This window comes from Pseudomonas sp. GW821-FHT10B02 (assembly GCF_059415665.1).
In genome coordinates this window covers 262,945-279,727 of sequence record NZ_JBWKNR010000005.1, presented here as the reverse complement: position 1 = coordinate 279,727, position 16,783 = coordinate 262,945, and the positions used below count along the sequence as shown (strand labels likewise).

Genomic DNA, 16,783 nt, shown 5'->3' with positions numbered 1-16,783 from the left:
GCGAGCGGTTTTGCCTACTTTTTCCAAGAAAAAAGTAGGCCGCCGTAAGGGCGGAAGGGGCCGGCAGCGTCGCCACACCAAATGGATAAGCCCGCATTCGAAACCCAGCCCAACTCAGAATCATAGAGCCTATAGCGCGTAGCGGCTGCTCTGACCGTCCACCAGACGGGCAATGCCCAATGGATTGGCGTCCTGCAACGCTTCAGGCAACAGCGCATCCGGGCAGTTCTGATAGCACACCGGTCGCAGGAAACGATCGATGGCCAGGCTGCCAACCGACGTCCCACGTGCATCCGAGGTCGCCGGATACGGCCCGCCATGCACCATCGCATCGCAGACCTCGACGCCGGTCGGGTAGCCGTTGAACAGTACGCGGCCGACTTTCTGTTCCAGCAACGGCAGCAGCTCGGCATGCGCTTGCAGGTCTGCGGCTTCACCGATCAGCGTCGCGGTGAGCTGGCCATGCAGACCGTTCAGGGCCTGGTGCAGCTCGCCGACATCAGCCACTTCGACCAGCACCGTGGCCGGACCGAAGACCTCTTCCTGCAACAGCGGATCACCCTCGATCAGCAGCTTTGCATCCGCCTTGAACAACTGCGGCTGGGCCTGGCTGCCCTGTTGCGCACGGCCCGCCAGGTGGGTGATGCGCGGATGTGCAAGCAGTGCCTGCACGCCCCTGGTGTAACTGGCGAGAGTGCCGGCATTGAGCATGGTCTGCGCCGCCTGTTCAGCCAGTTGTCCCGCCAGTTGCTCGCTGAAGGCACTGAACGCGGGGGAGCGCAGGCCGATGACCAGCCCCGGATTGGTACAGAACTGCCCGCAGCCGAGCACCACCGAGGCGGCCAGTTCGCGGGCGATCTGCTCGCCACGCTTGGCCAGCGCTTGTGGCAGTACCAGTACCGGGTTGATGCTGCTCATCTCGGCAAATACCGGAATCGGTTGCGGCCGTGCGGCGGCCATGTCGCACAGCGCGCGTCCGCCCTTGAGCGAACCGGTGAAGCCGACCGCCTGGATCGCCGGATGCTTGACCAGCGCTTCGCCAACCCCGGCGCCGTAGATCATGTTGAACACACCCTTGGGCATGCCGGTCTGTTCGGCGGCGCGGATGATCGCGTCGGCGACCACTTCGGCGCTGGCCATGTGGCCGCTATGCGCCTTGAACACCACGGGGCAACCGGCGGCCAGCGCGGCGGCGGTGTCACCGCCAGCGGTGGAGAAGGCCAGCGGGAAGTTGCTGGCACCGAACACTGCGACCGGGCCGACGCCAAGGCGGTACTGGCGCAGGTCGGCACGTGGCAATGGTTGCCGGTCCGGCTGCGCACGGTCTATCCGTGCTCCCAGGAAGTCACCCCGGCGCAGCACCTGGGCGAACAGGCGCATCTGCCCGCTGGTGCGCCCGCGTTCGCCCAGAATACGGGCATTGGGCAGCGCCGTTTCGCAGGTCACCAGTTGGATGAAATCATCACCCAGGGCATCCAGTTGTGTGGCGATGGCCTCGAGAAAGGCCGCGCGCCGCTCCGGTGACAGGCTACGGAACGCTGGATACGCCTGTTGCGCGGCACGGGCGGCAGCGTCGACTTCTTCGGGTGTGGCTTGATGGAAACGATAGGGCAGGGCTTCACCGCTGCTCGCCGCATGGCTTTGCAGGGTGACAGTGCCAGCGGCGCTGCGCGCGCCGCCGATGTAGTTGTGGCCGATGATGTCCGGCATGGAGCACTCCATATCAAAGGTGGGGTCAGGCCAGCGAACTGCCCTGGCGAACAGGTGCGGCTTGCCCGGCGGCAATGCGCGCGGCAGCCTCGGCGTCGACCGCGTGCAGCGACTTGCCACGGGTCTCGCGGGTCAGGCCGACAGCGACGATCGAGATCAGCGCGGCGCCGACCAGGTACCAGGCGATCGGTGTCGAGCTGTGGTACTTGTTGAGCAAGGTGATGGCGATCAGCGGTGCGAGGGAGCCGGCGAAAATCGGCGCGACCTGGTAGCACAGCGACAGGGCGGTGTAGCGCACGTGGGTCGGGAACAGCTCGGCCATCAGCGCCGAGTAGGGCGCGTAGGTCATCGATTCGATGGCCAGGCCCAGGGTGATCGCCGCCATGATCAGCCAGTTGTTGCCGGTGTCCATCATCGGGAAGCCGATAAAGCCCCAGAACGCTGTGAGCACCGCGCCGGTCAGGTAGACCGGTTTGCGTCCGACCAGGTCGGACAGGTAGCCCATCAGCGGAATCAGGAAGAAGTGCAACAGGTGCGCACCGAACATCAGCAGGAGAATCTGCGAGGTGTCCTTGTGCACCACCAGCTTGAGGTAGGTGATCGAGAAGGTCACCACGGTGTAGTAGAGGATGTTCTCGGCAAAACGCGCACCGATCCCCACCAGCACTGCCCGCCAGTGATGACGCAAGACCTCGACCACGCCCAGTTGCTGTTCGGCCTTCTGTGCCTGGCGAGCCTGGGCTTCCTTGAAGATTGGCGCGTCGTCGACGCTGGTACGGATCCAGTAGCCGATCAGCACCACCACCGCCGAGAACCAGAACGCCACACGCCAGCCCCAGGCGAGGAACTGCTCTTCGGCCAGGGTGCTCGACAGCAGGAGCAAGGCCAGGGTCGCGATCAGGTTGCCCGCCGGCACTCCGGCTTGCGGCCAGCTGGCCCAGAAGCCGCGACGGTTGTCCGGGCAGTGCTCGGACACCAGCAGGATGGCGCCGCCCCATTCGCCGCCAAAGGCAAAGCCCTGGATCAGCCGTAACAGCACCAGCAACACCGGTGCGGCATAGCCGATGCTGTCGAATCCGGGCAGGCAGCCCATCAGGAAGGTGGTGATGCCGACCACCACCAGGCTCAGCTGCAGCAGGCGCTTGCGGCCGAATTTGTCACCGTAGTGACCGAACACCAGCCCGCCCAGAGGACGGGCGAGAAAGCCCACGGCATACAGGGCGAAGGCGGCGATGATGCCGTCGATGGGGCTGTCGGTCTGGCGGAAGAACAACTGGCCGAAGACCAGTGCCGAGGCGGTGCCGTAAAGGAAGAATTCATACCATTCGGCGACGGTGCCGGCCATGGCCGCGGCGACGACACGTTTCAATCCTGCAGGGGTGGTTGCGCTGGAAGGGTGACTGGACATGCTGGCGGTTCCTGTATGGGCGCAAAACAGGCGGGCCGGTCTCCACCACGGAGCCGGCCCGGTCATCACATCAGAGGCCGACGTCTGGCAGCTGCGGACGGTTGGCCAGGGCCTTGGCCATGATCTGCTCGACGAACACCCGATCCGCTTCCGGCAGGGCCAGGCGTGGCGGACGGGTCAGCGCGCTGCCGCGACCGGCGATGGCTTCGCACAGCTTGATGCACTGCACCAGGTCAGCGCGGGCATCCAGGTGCAGGATCGGCATCAGCCATTCATAGATCGGCAGGGCCTCGGCGAAGCGACCGGCCTTGGCCAGGCGGAAGATCGTCTCGCCTTCTTTCGGGAACACGTTGGACATGCCCGAGACCCAGCCCTGGGCACCGACGGCGATGCTTTCCAGGACCACGTCGTCCAGACCTGCGAACAGCACGAAGCGGTCGCCGACTTCATTGCGCACGTCGATAAAGCGCCGGGTGTCGCCGGAGGAGTCCTTGAAGCACACCACGTTGTCGCAGTCGGCCAGGGAAATCAGGATGTCCGGGGTAACGTCGTTTTTGTAGATCGGCGGGTTGTTGTAGACCATCAGCGGCACGTCGGCGTGCTTGGCCACATAGCGGTAGTGCTCGGCAGTCTCGAACGGCTTGGAGCCGTAGACCAGCGCCGGCATCAGCATCACCCCGTCGACGCCGGCCTTGTGCACCGCGTTGGCCACCTTGGCCGCCTGTACGCTGGTGAACTCGGCGACGCCGCAGATCACCGGGACCCGGCCGCGCGAGGCGTCGACGGCGACTTCGGTGACGGCGATCTTTTCTTCGGCGGTCAGCGAGGTGTTTTCACCCACCGAACCACACACCACCAGGCCCGAGACGCCATCGCGGATCACGTTGGAAATCACCTCGTGGGTTTTCTCCAGGTTGATCGAGAAGTCGTCGTTGAATTGAGTGGTGACCGCAGGGAAGACGCCGCTCCAGTTTACGTGCTTGCTCATGGTGTTCTCCGGTTGTTTATTGTATTTCGTATACGATATTAAAAGTGTGTGATGTCGACCAGTGTTTTTTTCGTGTGTCGCGGATCGGGTTTTAAGGGTCTTTGTAAATCAACGGGTTAGTGATCAGGCACCGGGCCAGGTGTCCGACAGCCGGTAGCCCTGTGGCCATGGATCGCTCGGATCGAGGAGCAGTTGGTGGGTGCCGGTGATCCAGGCACGCCCGGAAATGCACGGGTAGATGGCTTCGCGTCCGGCAATTTCGGTCTGCGAATCGATGCGGCAGTGGAACTCCGAGCCGATGATCGAGCGGCCGATAAAGCGATCGCCGACCTTGAGCAAGCCTTTGGCCTGCATCACCGCCATGCGTGCCGAGCAACCGGTGCCGCAGGGCGAGCGGTCGATCTTGCCGGGACGGATGACCACGGCGTTGGCGCCGGTGGCGACACCATTCTCGTACTCGATGGGCGCGGCGATCTGGCAGAAAGAGATGTGCGACCAGTCCGGGTTCAGCGGGTGACGAAAGCCCAGCTGCTCGTTGGCGGCGTGGGTGATCTTCAGGCCGATCTCGACAATCTCCCGGGCTTCGTCCGGGCGAATGGCGAAGCCCAGTTGCCGGGCATCGGCGATGACGAAGCTGTCGCCGCCGTAGGCCGTGTCGACCTGCAGCGAGCCGTAGCCTTCGACTTCGATCCAGGCGTCGAGGCGGTCGGCGAACGACGGCACGTTCTTCACTTCCACCCGCTGCACCTTGCCGTCACGGCATTCGGCGACCGCTTCGATCAGGCCGCCAGGGGCTTCGAGCACCAGGCGGGTTTCCGGTTCGGTCATCGGCAGGATGCCGCTGTCGAGCAGCACGGTGGACACGCACAGTGAATTGGAGCCGGACATCGGTGGGGTGTCGGCCGGCTCCATGATGATCCAGGCCATCTGCGCGCGTGGGTCCTTCGGCGGCACCAGCAGATTGACGTGGCGGAATACGCCGCCGCGCGGCTCGTTGAGGACGAAGTTGCGCAGGGTCTCGTCGCGGGCGATCCAGCGCGACTGCTCCCAGACGGTGGCGCCGGGCGGCGGGGCGACGCCACCGACGATGACGTCGCCGACTTCACCTTCGGCATGGCAATTGACGATGTGGATGATCTTTGATGAACGCATTCACGGGACTCCTTGTGTTGAGGGGGAGGGCCTCATCGCCGGCAAGGCCGGCTCCCACAGAGGGCGGTGTGATGACCATGGACCCTGTGGGAGCTGGCGAAGCCGGCGATGCTGTTATTTCACCGACTTCAAAAATGCCGCCGTCTCCGGCTGCAACGGGTTGCCGATCACCTGATCCGGCGCGCCGATCTCGTGCACCAGGCCGTTACGGAAGAACGCCACGCGGTCCGACACATCGCGGGCAAAACGGATCTCGTGGGTCACCAGCACCATGGTCATGCCGTCTTCGGCGAGCATGCGCATGGTGTCCAGCACTTCACCCACCAGCTGCGGATCGAGCGCCGAGGTGGCTTCGTCGAACAGCATGTAGTCCGGCGACATCGCCAGCGCCCGGGCAATCGCCATGCGCTGTTGCTGCCCGCCCGACAGCTTGCCGGGGAAGGTCTTGAGCTTGTCGCCCAGGCCGACGTGGGTCAGTTGCTTGACCGCCAGCTCTTCGGCCTGCTCCTTGCTCTTGCCCAGCACCTTGCGCGGCGCCAGCATCACGTTTTCCAGCACCGTCAGGTGCGGAAAGGCGTTCCACTGCTGGAAGACGATGCCGATCTTCTGCCGCAAGCGGTTCAGGTCGGTGGCGCGGTCGTGCACCTCGACGCCGTCGACGCGGATGCTGCCTTTCTGGATCTCCTCAAGGCCGTTGATGCACATCAGCAAGGTCGACTTGCCGGAACCCGAGCCGCCGATGATCGACACCACTTCGCCCTTGTCCACGGTCAGGCTTACGCCCTTGACCACTTCGAGGTTGCCGAAGGATTTGTGTACGTTCTGGATCTCAATCATTTTCTTGCCACCTTCTTTCCAGACGGGCGCCCAGGCGGGCAACCACCAGGCTCATGACGTAGTAAATGAGGCCTGCGATGCACAGCACCAGCAGGGGTTCCTGAATCCGTGTAACGATGGTTTGCGAGGCGCGCAGCAGTTCGACAATGCCGATCCACATCACCAGCGCGGTGTCTTTCATCACCCCCAGCACCAGGTTCAGCCAGCCGGGAAACGCCACCCGGGTGGCCATCGGCAGGACGATCCAGCGCAAATCCTGCAGGTAGCTCATGCCCAGCGAACGGCTGGCCCGGCGCACGCTCAGCGACACCGCCAGCACACCGCCGCGGACGATCTCGGTGAAGTACGCGGCGGTGTACACGCCGAGCACGATGCAGCCGACGCTGAAGGCGCTGATGTTCAGCCCGACGATGCTTTTGAACGAGTTGAACAGCACGAACTGGATCAGCAACGGCACGCTGCGAAACACATCCAGCACCCACGCCAGGGGCAGGCTGAGCCGTGGCCAGAGGGCACGGGCGAGGCCGAACAGCAAGCCGGCGAAGGTGCCCAGGAGGATGGCCCAGAAGGTCAGTTGCACGGTAACCCTGGCCCCGTCGAGCAGGAACATGAAGTCGTTCCAGGTAAAGCTGGTAGAGAACATGCCGGGCTCCTCAGTAGCGGAACAAGCGCCAGGCCATCAGCCGCGCAACTGCGACGATCGCCTTGGCGATTACGTAGTAGAGCGCCGCCGCCAGGGCGAAGTATTCGAAGGTGCGGAAGGTCTTGACGTTGTAGTCCTGGGTCACGCCGGTGAGGTCGTTGTTCAGGCCGACGATCACCCCCAGCGAAGTCATCAGTACCGCCCAGACCATCTGGTTGGTCAACGGGTAGAACACCACCCGCAGCAATTGCGGAATGACGATCATCCGGTAGGTTTGGAAGGCGCTCATGCCCAGCGAGCGCGCCGCACGCATCTGCGTGGTCGGCACGGCCTTGAGGCCGCCGCGAAAGTTCTCCGCCAGGTACCCGGCGTTGTTGAAGGTGATCCCCGCCAGCAGGGCGATCCACGAACTGACATGCAGGCCCATCGAACCGAGGCCGAAGTACAGGATGTAGATCTGGAACAGCGAAGGGGTGTTGCGCGCGATCGACACCCAGCCATTGGCAAAGCCGCGCAGCAACGGCTGTTTGCCTTCGCGCATCACGGTCAGGGCCAGGGCAATCAACACCCCGAAGATCATCGACAATGCGGCGGTCTCGAAGGTGACCCAGGCGCCAGTCAGCATATCCGGCAGGGCGCGCAGGGCCGAACGCCATTGGAAGGTGTAGTCAAACATGCGCGGGGCTCTCCTTGCAGACGGCAGGTTGCAGCCAGGTTGGCAGGCGACCGCTGGCCTGGCCGCTACAGGCCGATTCGACACACTCGGCGAGGCTGGCGAAATGCACCGGGCGACCGGCCAGGCCAGGCCCGTAGTGGGCGTATTTGCCCGAGTTGGTCATCAGCGTGCGCGCCGCCGGCGGGATCACCGGCTCGCCGAGCATGCACCAGCAGGTGTCGGTTACCAGGGTTACGCCGAAGCGTTCGAGCCCGGCGATATGCCCGGCGGCGCGGGCCTGTTCGAGTACTGCGCGACCGCAAGTGATCGCCACCACCACGTCCGGGTGTTTGTGCCGACCCTGGCACAGGCGGGCAAGCGCGGCGAACTCGCTGAACGAGAAATGCGGGTTGCCCAGCGACACCACATCGACCTGCGGCTCGCGGGCGCTGTTGAGCTCGCGCCAGCTGTGCAGCAGATCCTTCAGGTGCAGGCGCTCGGTCGGCAGGGTTGCGCCGGGTTCGAGCACTTGCGCCGGGTCCAGGGCTTCGGGCGTCACCCCGGCGATATGAAACAGCGGCGCGGCAGAGGTGGTGGCAAAGGCGGCGCCGAACGCCTTGAGATCGTCCAGGCCGGGTTGCGCCTGTTCCAGCCCGTACACCAGAGGAATCCGCGAACCGGACAGGGCGCCGATGTGGTAGCCGAGCAGGGGGTAGAAGCTGTCGTCGAGGCCGTCCAGCGGCGGCACTTCAACAATCAGCTGGGCCTTGCGCCGGCTGTCGAGGTGACAGCCAATGCTCGCTGCCCGACCGGTCAGGGCGATGCAGATGTCGAGGTAGTCCGGGTACTTGAGCGTGCGCGCACCCAACACACTGTTGGCGTAGACCACCGCGTTGGATTCGGCCCAGACCACCTGTTCGCCCAGGGTCGGCGCGCTGTCGAGCAGGTAAGGCGCGCAGGTAAAGCTCAATTGCGCGCCCATGGCCATATAGGCATCGCCCAGGGCACTGGCCGGCTCGCCGAGCGCCGGGTCGATGCCCAGTTCGCGCCAGCGGCGCTGGTCGACCGAAATGGAATTGAGCGTGGTCGGCACCCGCACTTTCGCGCCCCACTGCACCAGCTGTTCGGCAAAGCGCAGGCTGGCGGGGCCGGTGTAGATGCAGCCGTCGATATGCGCCTGGGTCACGTCCAGCAACTGCTCGGCGCCTTGCAGCTCGGCCATGCGCAGGACGATCTGCATCGCCATCTGCGCCGCTTTGCCATGGCTGCCATCAAGTAGCGCCTGGTCCTGCGGGCTCAGGTTCAGGGCGCTGCTGAATGGCCGGTCAGCCGGGGTAAATGTCGGGGCCTGCCAGTCGGCGGCGGGCGCCTGGGCAAACAGGCTCAGGCGCTCGCCTTCGACCCGCGCAAAGCCTGCGCCGCGCAAACTGGCGAAAGCCTCCTTGCCGATGCACAGCACCGGCAAGGAGCGCCCGAACAGGGTCTGCGCGACCAGCACGCCGAGGGCCAGGATCTCGTCGGCCTCGGCCAGCACCAGTGCTGCCGGTGCGTGGCCGTTGCTGATCAGTTCCATCATCACGCTGCTGCCGGTGCACGAGCCGCGTCCGCTGGGGATCGCCAGCACACGCCCGGCGATGCACTGGCCGCTGAGCGGGTGATGGCGGTCGATCACTTCGCCGCTGAACGGGTCGACCCCGCCCCAGAAGCTCAGCCCGGTGTCGGCGAACAGCAATTCGCCCTGGGCCGCGCCCTCGACCAGGCTACGCCCGGCCAGGGGTTTGGGAGTGCTGGTCATGCTGCCCACCTCAGTAGTAGACCTGTGGCACGGTCAGGTCGGTCGGGGCGATTTCGGTGCCCACCCACTTGGTGAACAGCTCCTTGTAGCGCCCGGTGCGCACCTGCTGGTTGACGAACAGGTCGAGGTAACGCAGCAGACCGTACTCGTTGCGCTTGGCGCCCAGCGATACGTAGTCGATCACGTAAGGCGCATTACCGGCGACCTTGAGGTTCTTGTACTTGCCGGACTTGAGGGTGGCGGCGGCAACGGTGTTGGTGACCACGGTGGCGTCGATGTGCCCTTGGGCGACCGCGAGCAGGGTGTCGTTCTGCGACTGGTAGGCGCGGAAGGTGCCGCTGCCCCAGCTCTTCACGTCCTTCTCCAGGGCGATGGCTTCATAGGTGCCGCTGGTGTTGCCCAGCGCCTTGCCCTTGAGGTCTTCGAAGCTGTTGATGCCGGTGTTGTCGCGGGTCAGCACAACCATCTGGAAGGCGAAGTAGGGCACGGTCAGGCCGACCGTCTTGGCCCGCTCCAGGGTGTCGGAAGTGGACGCTACGATTACGTCGGCGCGCCCGGAAACCAGGGCGGGGATACGGTCAGGGAAGGGCGTTTCGACCACTTCGGGCTCGACCCCGAGGATTTTCGCCAGGTCGTTGCAGTAGTCGACGTCGAAGCCTGCGGGTTTGTTGGCTTCGTCGCGAAAACCCATGGGTGGGAAGTCCAGGGTCACGGCGCAGCGCAGCTTGCCGGAGCCGATGATGTCGTCGAGTTTGTCGGCCTGGGCGTTGGCAATAAAGGTGGTACTGAGAACAGCGCTGAGGGCTACGGCAAATGTGCGGTTTTTCATAGGTGCCTCGTGGTGGGTGGGTGCTGTTAAATATCGTAGCTGAGATTTCGTATACGATATTTTTAAGTGCAATGGCCGTGCCTGTTTTTGTGTTGTTGCAGGAATTGTCCTTCAGCCCCTGCACTAGGGCGTCTGACAGAAGGGACGGCTGCTTTGGGAGGTTTCAGCGTGCCTGGCCGGGTGTATGACGGGTGTTACATATGGGAGCACTGCGTGCGCGCAGCGCCCCGGAAAGGAACACTCAGCGCTGGCTGTCGCGGTACTGGCTCGGCGAAAGCCCGGTGAGGGCGCGGAACTGGCGGCTGAAGGCGCTGTGGTCGGTGTAACCGCAGCGCAGGGCGATGTCGGTGATCGGCAGGTCGAGGTCTTGCAGCAAGCGCGAGGCTTCTTCCAGGCGCGCTTTGTGGATCATCTGCCGTGGCGTGAGCTGGAAGATCCGTTTGCAATGGCGCTCCAGTTGCGCGATCGAAAGCCCGGCGATGGCGGTCAGTTCGGCAAGGCTTATGGGGCGGCTGAAGTGGCTGCGGATATGTGCGTCGACGGCGGCGAGTTTCTGGAACGCCGGGTGGTTCGACTGCGGCAATTGCAGGTCACGGGAGATGCCGGCGAGGCCAACGATGCTGCCGTCGGCATCCTTGAGCGGGCGTTTGTGGGTCAGGCACCAGACCGGCTGGTTGCCGAAATACAGGTGCAGTTCAAGCTGGTCGGCCAGTTCCCGGCCACTGCTCAGCACGCGGCGGTCCTGCTCGGTGTAGAGCGGGCCGAAGCGGGCGGGGAACACGTGTTCGGCGGTGAGCCCGAGCAGCTCGTCGCAGTGCTTGCGGCCGCAGCGCCGGGCCAGGGTCTGGTTGACGAAGGCGTAACGCGCTTCGCGGTCCTTGATGAAGAACACCACGTCGTTGAGGGTGTCGAGCAGCGGCGCGATGGGGCGCAAACTGCTCAGCAGGGTCGGCAGATCGCAGGGGGCGAAGTGGTTGAGCGTGGCGTGCATGGCGCTGGCGGTCCGGGGGCGACCGTCGGGATCATAGAGCGTCCCCGGCGTTTATCTCAAGCGCCGGGCGTTTCCTCCAGGCACAGCAGGGTGTCGATGCGCGCCGGGCTGAACGGCGGGCGCGGCGCCGAGGGTTGCCAGCCGAACAGGTGGCGGGTGGCCGCGCCGCAGACCCGGCCCTGACAGGCGCCCATGCCGCAGCGGCTGGCGAGCTTGGCTTCGCGCCAGCTGCGGTGTCCGGCGAGGGCGGAATAGGGGACATCTTCGCAGCGGCACACCAGGGTGTCGGCAGTCGCCAGCGACTTGAGCGCCGGGTTGAGGCTGAAGGCCTTGTTCAGGGCATCGGCGAACCCATGCCAGCGGGCGCGTTGGCGCAACAGCCGCTGCGCCGCCTGGCGATTGCCGACTGCGGCATGGCCAGCAATCGCACCTTCCACCAGGGCCCGCTCGCTGCCGCCGAAGCCGGTGCATTCACCTGCGGCGTAAACGCCGGGCAGCGTCGTCTCCTGCCAGTTGTCCACGGCAACGGCGTCATGCGCTATGGCGCAGCCCAGGGCCTGGGCCAGCTGGATGTTGGGGATCAGGCCGAAGCCGCAGGCCAGCCGGTCACAGGCGATTTCCACGAGCTTGCCGTTTTGCATCAAGCGCACACCCTCCAGGCGATCGCTACCCAGTGCGGCAAGTACATGGCTGGCGCTGCGGTACTGGCGGTCGAACAGGCTGAAGGACTGCAGGAGTTTTTGCGGCCAGCGCGGCAATTGCGCGGCGAAGCCGGCGACGGCGGCGGGCGAAGCCTGTTCGGCAATGCGCAGTACCCGGGCGCCGTTGGCTTTGGCGGTGGCAGCGCTGGCCAGCAGCAATGGCCCGCTGCCGGCGATGACGATACGTTGCTCACGCACCGGCAGGCCGGCCTTGATCAGCGCCTGCAAACCGCCGGCACCGGTGACGCCAGGCAGGGTCCAGCCGGGGAAGGGCAGCAACAGTTCTCGGGCACCGGTGCAGAGGATCAGCCGGTCGTAGCGGATCTGCCAGCCACGCTCGGCGTCTTCCACCAGCAGAGTGTCCGGGCCGGGCTGGGCGATCACCCGTGTGCCGCTGTAGTAGTGCACATTGCGGCAGGCGAGTACCTGCTCGCGCAGTTGACGCGCCTGGGCAGGCACCTTGGCCTGCGGGCCGTCACGCCAGATCTGTCCGCCTGGCAGCGGGTTGTCGTCGAGCAGCACGATGCGCGCGGCACGGGGGGCGGCGGCCAGTGCTGCAGCCAGGCCGGCGGGACCGGCGCCGATGATCAACAGATTGGTGTGTTCGCTCATGCCCGGGTCTCCACTTGCATGCCGTCGCGGCACAGGGTCTGGCAGGCCAGACGCCGGCGGCCATCGATGTGTACCCGGCATTCCTGGCAAATGCCCATGCCGCACAGCGGTGCGCGGCGCTGGCCGCTGACCGAAGTGCGTGAGCTACCGTCGCCGGCCAACGCCAGGGCGGCGGCCACGCTGGTGCCGTCGGCCACATGCAGCGGGCGGCCATCGAGGGTCAGGTCAGGCATGGGCAAGTGCTCCCAGAAAGCGTTCAGGCAGATAGGGTTGCGCCGCCAGCGGTGGCGTTTCGTCGAACAGTTGCGCGGTCAGCAGGTCGGCGGTCGCCGGGGCGGTGGTGACGCCGAGGCCCTCGTGACCGACCGCGAGCCACAGGCCATCCTGCTGCGGATGGCGGCCCACCAGCGGCAGGCCGTCGGGGCTGGCGGCGCGAAAGCCGGTCCAGGCGCGGATGCCGTTCAAGTGTGCGAGGTCTGGCATGTATTCAGTGGCGCGCTTGAGCATGCGCGCCAGCATCCAGCCTTCAACGGCCGGGTCGGTGGTGCCGAACTGCCGCGAAGCACCAATGAACAGCTGGCCGGTCGGGCGCGGCTGGATATTGCAGGCGGTGGACGGGCCGCTGGCGTTATGCGCGCTGGTCACATAGCCCAGCTCCACCAAGGTATGGGTGACGGTGCCGGGGTAGCGGTCGGTGATCAGCAGGTGGCCTTTCTTCGGTTCGATCGGCAGTTCCGGGCACAGGTCGGTGGCCTGGATGCCGTTGGCCAGTACAACGGCATCGGCGCTCAGCCACTGGCCGTCGTCCAGGCGCACACGGTTGCCTTGCACCGTGGTGACCTGCGCCCGGCGCTGTTCGATACGCGGCGATTGCAGCATCCAGCGGGCGGTGGCCGGGGCGTAAAGGATGCCGTCGCCGTTGATCAGCAGACCACCTTCCAGCCCCTCACGCAGTGCCGGTTCGCGCTGGCGCAGGGCGTGCCCGGCGACCAGCTCGCAGGTCACGCCCCGGGCTTGCAGCACGTTGAATTTGTGTTCGGCCACGGCCATCTCTTCGGCGTTGGCCGCCAGCCACAGGGTGCCGTTGCTGCGGTAGGCGCAGTCTTCGGGGAGCCGGGGAGCTAGTTCACGCCAGCGTTGCAGCGAATGCTGGCTGAGCGCCAACTCTGCGGCATTGTCGTCGAGCACCAGCAGGTGACCCATGCCAGCGGCCGTGGCGCCGTGCAGACCGGCATCGAGCACCAGCACCTGCAGCCCCCGCGCGGCGAGCGATTGGGCACAGGCGGCGCCGATGATCCCGGCGCCGATCACGATCACATCGGCCACGGCACCACGGTTCACGGGCGGATGCCCCAGGCGAACGGGTCGTCTTCCTGCAGGATCAGCGTGGCTTCGGCGCTGATGTGCGCGCGGCCGCGAATGGTTGGCACGATGCGCTCGCCGTCGGCCTCGTATGAACCTTCGAACTGGCTACCGATCACGCTGGCCTGACGCCACACCTGACCGGGTTGCAGCTTGCCGTCGGCGGCCAGACACGCGAGCTTGGCGCTGGTGCCGGTGCCGCAGGGCGAACGGTCATAGGCTTTGCCGGGGCAGAGCACGAAGTTGCGGCTGTCGGCGTCGGGGTCGTCGGCGAACAGTTCGATATGGTCGATCAGGCCGCCGTCTTCGCCGCGAATGCCCTGATTCTCCAGCGCCTGTTGCACGGCGTAGGTATAGGCGGTCAGCGCTTCGATGTTGTCGCCGGCGACGCTCAGGCCGTGATCGGCGATCAGGAAGAACCAGTTGCCGCCCCAGGCGACATCGCCGACCACCCGGCCGATGCCCGGCACCTCCAGTGTCAGGTCCTTGCGGTAACGGTAGGCCGGTACGTTGCGCACGCTGACCGAGTGGTCTTCGTGCAGGGTCGCCTGCACGGTGCCGACCGGGGTTTCAATACGGTGCACACCCGGCCCGATGCGGCCCAGGTGCGCCAGTGACACCACCAGGCCGATGGTGCCGTGGCCACACATGCCCAGGTAGCCGGTGTTGTTGAAGAAGATCACCCCGGCACAGGCGTCGGGATCGACCGGCTCGCACAGCAGCGCGCCAACCAGCACGTCACTGCCACGCGGCTCCAGCATGCAGGCGCTGCGCCATTGATCGTATTGCTCGGCCAGGCGCTGGCGGCGTTCGGCCATACTGCCGTGGCCAAGCGTAGGGAATCCGTCGGTGACCAGGCGGGTGGGTTCGCCGCCGGTGTGGGAGTCGATCACGCTGATGCGTTTCATGGGCAGGCCGCGTCCGTTCAGGGAAGTGAACGACAGAGTGGCTTGTCGCCTGGCTTGCAGGCTTGATGCCTTTAAGCCATGTGAACGACGAAATCAGCACAGCGACTGACTCCTGGTGGGAGCAACTGTTTGCCACCTGGTTAACCCGTGGGAGCCGGCCTTGCCGGCGATGCCCGGCACTGCCGGGCCAGGGGCGCTAAGCGCCCCATCGCCGGCAAGGCCGGCTCCCACAATGAAGCAAGTGATAGGCAGTTGCTCCCAGCGGGTTCCCGTCACTTGCTCTGCGGGAGGTGCTCGAAGAGGGTCTTGCAGACGCCGGCAATGTGCTCGTCGAGCAGCGTGACGGCACGTTCGACATCCTTGGCCCGGCAGGCATCGAGGATCTCGCGGTGTTCATGATCGGCGCGTTCCTTGCCCGCCGACAGGCTCATCTGCATGCGCAGGTAGCGCTCCAGCTTGTCGTTCACCGAGCGGATCATGTTGACCAGAAAGGGCCGCTGCGCCGGCTCGTACAGACAGGCGTGCAGCTCCCAGTTCAGCTCGGCCCAGCGCCCGACGTCGTTCTCGCCGACGAACTCCTGGCAGATCCGTTCGGCGCGCGCGAAAGTTGCTTCGGTCATGTTCGGGATCGCCAGGCGCAGCGCCTTGTCTTCGAGCAGCATGCGTACTTCGAACATCTGCGCCAGCTCCGGTTCGGAGATGCGCGTGACCATCGCCCCGCGATTGCGCTGGAACATCACCAGCCCCTCGGCCTCCAGGCGCTTGAGCGCCTCGCGTACGGGGATCTTGCTGACGTTGAACTGACGGGCGATGTCGTCCTGGCGGATCGGTTCGTCTTCGGCGAAGTGCCCGGCAATGATCGCATCGCGCAGGTGATGGGTGATGATTTCCGAGGTCGAAGGCGTATTGCCCAGATCCGGGGCGTTGAGGCGAGGTACGGTCACGGTGGCGTCGTCCGAAGTTCTTTGTGGATATGGTATACGAATTTATCCGCGCTCGCGTCTCGCGGGGGCAAGCGGCAGTTTGGCGTCCCGACTTGCCCCGCGAAAAGGCATTACTTGCGAGCTTCCAGAATCAAATTGAACGGCGTTTCCGTGGCCCGGCGAAAATGTTTGAAGCCAGCCTCCGCGAACACCGCGCGCAAGCGCGCTTCCCCTGCCTGGGCACCGAGCCCCAGGCCGACTTCCTGGGACAGCGAGTTGGGTGTGCAGATAAAGGTCGAGGCGGCATAAAACAGCCGACCAACGGGTGTGCTGTTTTCTTCCAGGCTGTCGTTGGCAAAGGGCTCGACCAGCAGCACCGTACCGTCGGCCTTCAGCGCGTTATAGGCATGGCGGGCAGCGCCAACCGGGTCGCCCATGTCGTGCAGGCAATCGAAGTAGCAGATCAGGTCGTAATCCTTGCCGGGGAAATCCTTGGCGCTGGCCTGGATGAACTGCGTGCGTTCGGCCACGCCGCCTTCGGTAGCGCGCTGGCTCGACACCGTGATCGACGGCGCGTGGTAGTCGAAACCGTAGAACTGCGAAGCCGGAAAGGCCTGGGCCAGGATCACCGTCGAGGCACCATGACCGCAACCCACGTCGGCGACCTTGGCCCCGGCCTGCAGTTTATCGAGCACTCCGGTCAGGGTTGGCAGCCATTCGCTGACCAGATGGGCGCGATAGCCGGGTCTGAAGAAGCGCTCAGTGCCGCTGAACATGCACGGATGATGATCGCCCCAGGCCAGGCCGCCATCGCCGCGCATGGCGGCTACCAGTTTGTCTTTGTCGTGATACAGGGCGGCAATCACCGAAGCACCGCCTGCGGCGTACACCGGTGAGTCCTCGATAGCCAGGGCCATGGCCTGCTCCTCGGGCAGGCGAAAGCGGCCATCCTGGTGTTCCATATAGCCCGACGCGGCTTGGGCGCTGAGCCATTCGCGCAGCAGCCGGGCATTGCAGCCGGTCTTTTGTGCCAGTTGTTCGGGGCTGATGAATTGACTGTCAGCCATGGCCCGGTACAGGCCCAGTTCATCGCCGAGGATCAGGTTGGCGAGCAGGGCGGCGGCGCCCATGTCGTTGACCAGCTTTCCCATGAAGTCGTTCAGCTTGGCTTCGTCCATTGCGTGTTCTCCTGCAAGAAGTCCAACGTCAACGGGGTCGTCACGCCAGGCGACGACCTCGGGCCATTTCTCGTGGGGCAATCATTAAGTC

16 protein-coding genes are annotated in these 16,783 nt (G+C 65.2%); all 16 read right to left on the bottom strand.

The window, feature by feature from the left end; translation table 11 throughout:
- Window positions 1–129: 129 nt before the first annotated feature.
- Entirely contained in the window at window positions 130–1,710 is a 1,581-nt protein-coding gene (locus AC07OF_RS10940) for an aldehyde dehydrogenase (NADP(+)) (protein WP_495072876.1), read from the bottom strand.
- Window positions 1,711–1,735: 25 nt separating this feature from the next.
- Window positions 1,736–3,118: a fosfomycin efflux MFS transporter AbaF gene (gene abaF / locus AC07OF_RS10935; protein ID WP_038611643.1), complete on the bottom strand. Its 1,383-nt coding sequence runs from the start codon at window positions 3,116–3,118 to the stop codon at window positions 1,736–1,738.
- 70 nt (window positions 3,119–3,188) lie between these two features.
- A complete protein-coding gene (locus AC07OF_RS10930; protein WP_038611641.1) occupies window positions 3,189–4,106 on the bottom strand; it encodes a dihydrodipicolinate synthase family protein in 918 nt (305 codons plus the stop codon).
- A 123-nt stretch (window positions 4,107–4,229) separates the two neighbouring features.
- Complete coding sequence (locus tag AC07OF_RS10925; protein WP_495072875.1) at window positions 4,230–5,258, bottom strand: trans-3-hydroxy-L-proline dehydratase; 1,029 nt, start codon at window positions 5,256–5,258, stop codon at window positions 4,230–4,232.
- Between the two features lie 114 nt (window positions 5,259–5,372).
- The gene (locus tag AC07OF_RS10920) at window positions 5,373–6,095 is read right to left on the bottom strand and encodes an amino acid ABC transporter ATP-binding protein (protein WP_038611635.1); all 723 of its coding nucleotides are present in this window, start codon (window positions 6,093–6,095) and stop codon (window positions 5,373–5,375) included.
- The gene (locus tag AC07OF_RS10915) at window positions 6,088–6,738 is read right to left on the bottom strand and encodes an amino acid ABC transporter permease (protein WP_038611632.1); all 651 of its coding nucleotides are present in this window, start codon (window positions 6,736–6,738) and stop codon (window positions 6,088–6,090) included. Before AC07OF_RS10915 ends, AC07OF_RS10920 begins: the two co-directional genes overlap by 8 nt.
- A 10-nt stretch (window positions 6,739–6,748) precedes the next feature.
- Entirely contained in the window at window positions 6,749–7,414 is a 666-nt protein-coding gene (locus AC07OF_RS10910; protein WP_157192897.1) for an amino acid ABC transporter permease, read from the bottom strand.
- Window positions 7,407–9,188, bottom strand: coding sequence for a cis-3-hydroxy-L-proline dehydratase (gene lhpI, locus AC07OF_RS10905; protein WP_495072874.1), 1,782 nt, complete (start codon window positions 9,186–9,188; stop codon window positions 7,407–7,409). Before lhpI ends, AC07OF_RS10910 begins: the two co-directional genes overlap by 8 nt.
- 10 nt (window positions 9,189–9,198) lie before the next feature.
- Entirely contained in the window at window positions 9,199–10,017 is an 819-nt protein-coding gene (locus AC07OF_RS10900; RefSeq protein WP_038611625.1) for an ABC transporter substrate-binding protein, read from the bottom strand.
- Between the two features lie 241 nt (window positions 10,018–10,258).
- Window positions 10,259–11,008: an AraC family transcriptional regulator gene (locus AC07OF_RS10895; RefSeq protein WP_157192895.1), complete on the bottom strand. Its 750-nt coding sequence runs from the start codon at window positions 11,006–11,008 to the stop codon at window positions 10,259–10,261.
- A 56-nt stretch (window positions 11,009–11,064) separates the two neighbouring features.
- Complete coding sequence (locus AC07OF_RS10890; RefSeq protein WP_495072873.1) at window positions 11,065–12,321, bottom strand: FAD-dependent oxidoreductase; 1,257 nt, start codon at window positions 12,319–12,321, stop codon at window positions 11,065–11,067.
- Complete coding sequence (locus AC07OF_RS10885; protein WP_191833514.1) at window positions 12,318–12,554, bottom strand: 2Fe-2S iron-sulfur cluster-binding protein; 237 nt, start codon at window positions 12,552–12,554, stop codon at window positions 12,318–12,320. Before AC07OF_RS10885 ends, AC07OF_RS10890 begins: the two co-directional genes overlap by 4 nt.
- The gene (locus tag AC07OF_RS10880) at window positions 12,547–13,662 is read right to left on the bottom strand and encodes an NAD(P)/FAD-dependent oxidoreductase (RefSeq protein ID WP_157192892.1); all 1,116 of its coding nucleotides are present in this window, start codon (window positions 13,660–13,662) and stop codon (window positions 12,547–12,549) included. The genes AC07OF_RS10885 and AC07OF_RS10880 overlap by 8 nt, the downstream gene beginning before the upstream one ends.
- Window positions 13,659–14,591 (bottom strand): 4-hydroxyproline epimerase, encoded by a 933-nt coding sequence (locus tag AC07OF_RS10875; protein WP_495072872.1) that lies wholly within the window; start codon window positions 14,589–14,591, stop codon window positions 13,659–13,661. Before AC07OF_RS10875 ends, AC07OF_RS10880 begins: the two co-directional genes overlap by 4 nt.
- Before the next feature lie 272 nt (window positions 14,592–14,863).
- Complete coding sequence (locus AC07OF_RS10870; RefSeq protein ID WP_038611607.1) at window positions 14,864–15,535, bottom strand: GntR family transcriptional regulator; 672 nt, start codon at window positions 15,533–15,535, stop codon at window positions 14,864–14,866.
- Window positions 15,536–15,645: 110 nt separating this feature from the next.
- Window positions 15,646–16,692 (bottom strand): class I SAM-dependent methyltransferase, encoded by a 1,047-nt coding sequence (locus AC07OF_RS10865; RefSeq protein ID WP_495072871.1) that lies wholly within the window; start codon window positions 16,690–16,692, stop codon window positions 15,646–15,648.
- Window positions 16,693–16,783: the final 91 nt, after the last annotated feature.

What these genes read in the sequence shown, in the direction of transcription:
- AC07OF_RS10940 (WP_495072876.1), bottom strand. Translation starts at nt 1,710, where the DNA reads ATGCCGGACATCATCGGCCACAACTACATCGGCGGCGCGCGCAGCGCC.
- abaF (WP_038611643.1), bottom strand. Translation starts at nt 3,118, where the DNA reads ATGTCCAGTCACCCTTCCAGCGCAACCACCCCTGCAGGATTGAAACGT.
- AC07OF_RS10930 (WP_038611641.1), bottom strand. Translation starts at nt 4,106, where the DNA reads ATGAGCAAGCACGTAAACTGGAGCGGCGTCTTCCCTGCGGTCACCACT.
- AC07OF_RS10925 (WP_495072875.1), bottom strand. Translation starts at nt 5,258, where the DNA reads ATGCGTTCATCAAAGATCATCCACATCGTCAATTGCCATGCCGAAGGT.
- AC07OF_RS10920 (WP_038611635.1), bottom strand. Translation starts at nt 6,095, where the DNA reads ATGATTGAGATCCAGAACGTACACAAATCCTTCGGCAACCTCGAAGTG.
- AC07OF_RS10915 (WP_038611632.1), bottom strand. Translation starts at nt 6,738, where the DNA reads ATGTTCTCTACCAGCTTTACCTGGAACGACTTCATGTTCCTGCTCGAC.
- AC07OF_RS10910 (WP_157192897.1), bottom strand. Translation starts at nt 7,414, where the DNA reads ATGTTTGACTACACCTTCCAATGGCGTTCGGCCCTGCGCGCCCTGCCG.
- lhpI (WP_495072874.1), bottom strand. Translation starts at nt 9,188, where the DNA reads ATGACCAGCACTCCCAAACCCCTGGCCGGGCGTAGCCTGGTCGAGGGC.
- AC07OF_RS10900 (WP_038611625.1), bottom strand. Translation starts at nt 10,017, where the DNA reads ATGAAAAACCGCACATTTGCCGTAGCCCTCAGCGCTGTTCTCAGTACC.
- AC07OF_RS10895 (WP_157192895.1), bottom strand. Translation starts at nt 11,008, where the DNA reads ATGCACGCCACGCTCAACCACTTCGCCCCCTGCGATCTGCCGACCCTG.
- AC07OF_RS10890 (WP_495072873.1), bottom strand. Translation starts at nt 12,321, where the DNA reads ATGAGCGAACACACCAATCTGTTGATCATCGGCGCCGGTCCCGCCGGC.
- AC07OF_RS10885 (WP_191833514.1), bottom strand. Translation starts at nt 12,554, where the DNA reads ATGCCTGACCTGACCCTCGATGGCCGCCCGCTGCATGTGGCCGACGGC.
- AC07OF_RS10875 (WP_495072872.1), bottom strand. Translation starts at nt 14,591, where the DNA reads ATGAAACGCATCAGCGTGATCGACTCCCACACCGGCGGCGAACCCACC.
- AC07OF_RS10865 (WP_495072871.1), bottom strand. Translation starts at nt 16,692, where the DNA reads ATGGACGAAGCCAAGCTGAACGACTTCATGGGAAAGCTGGTCAACGAC.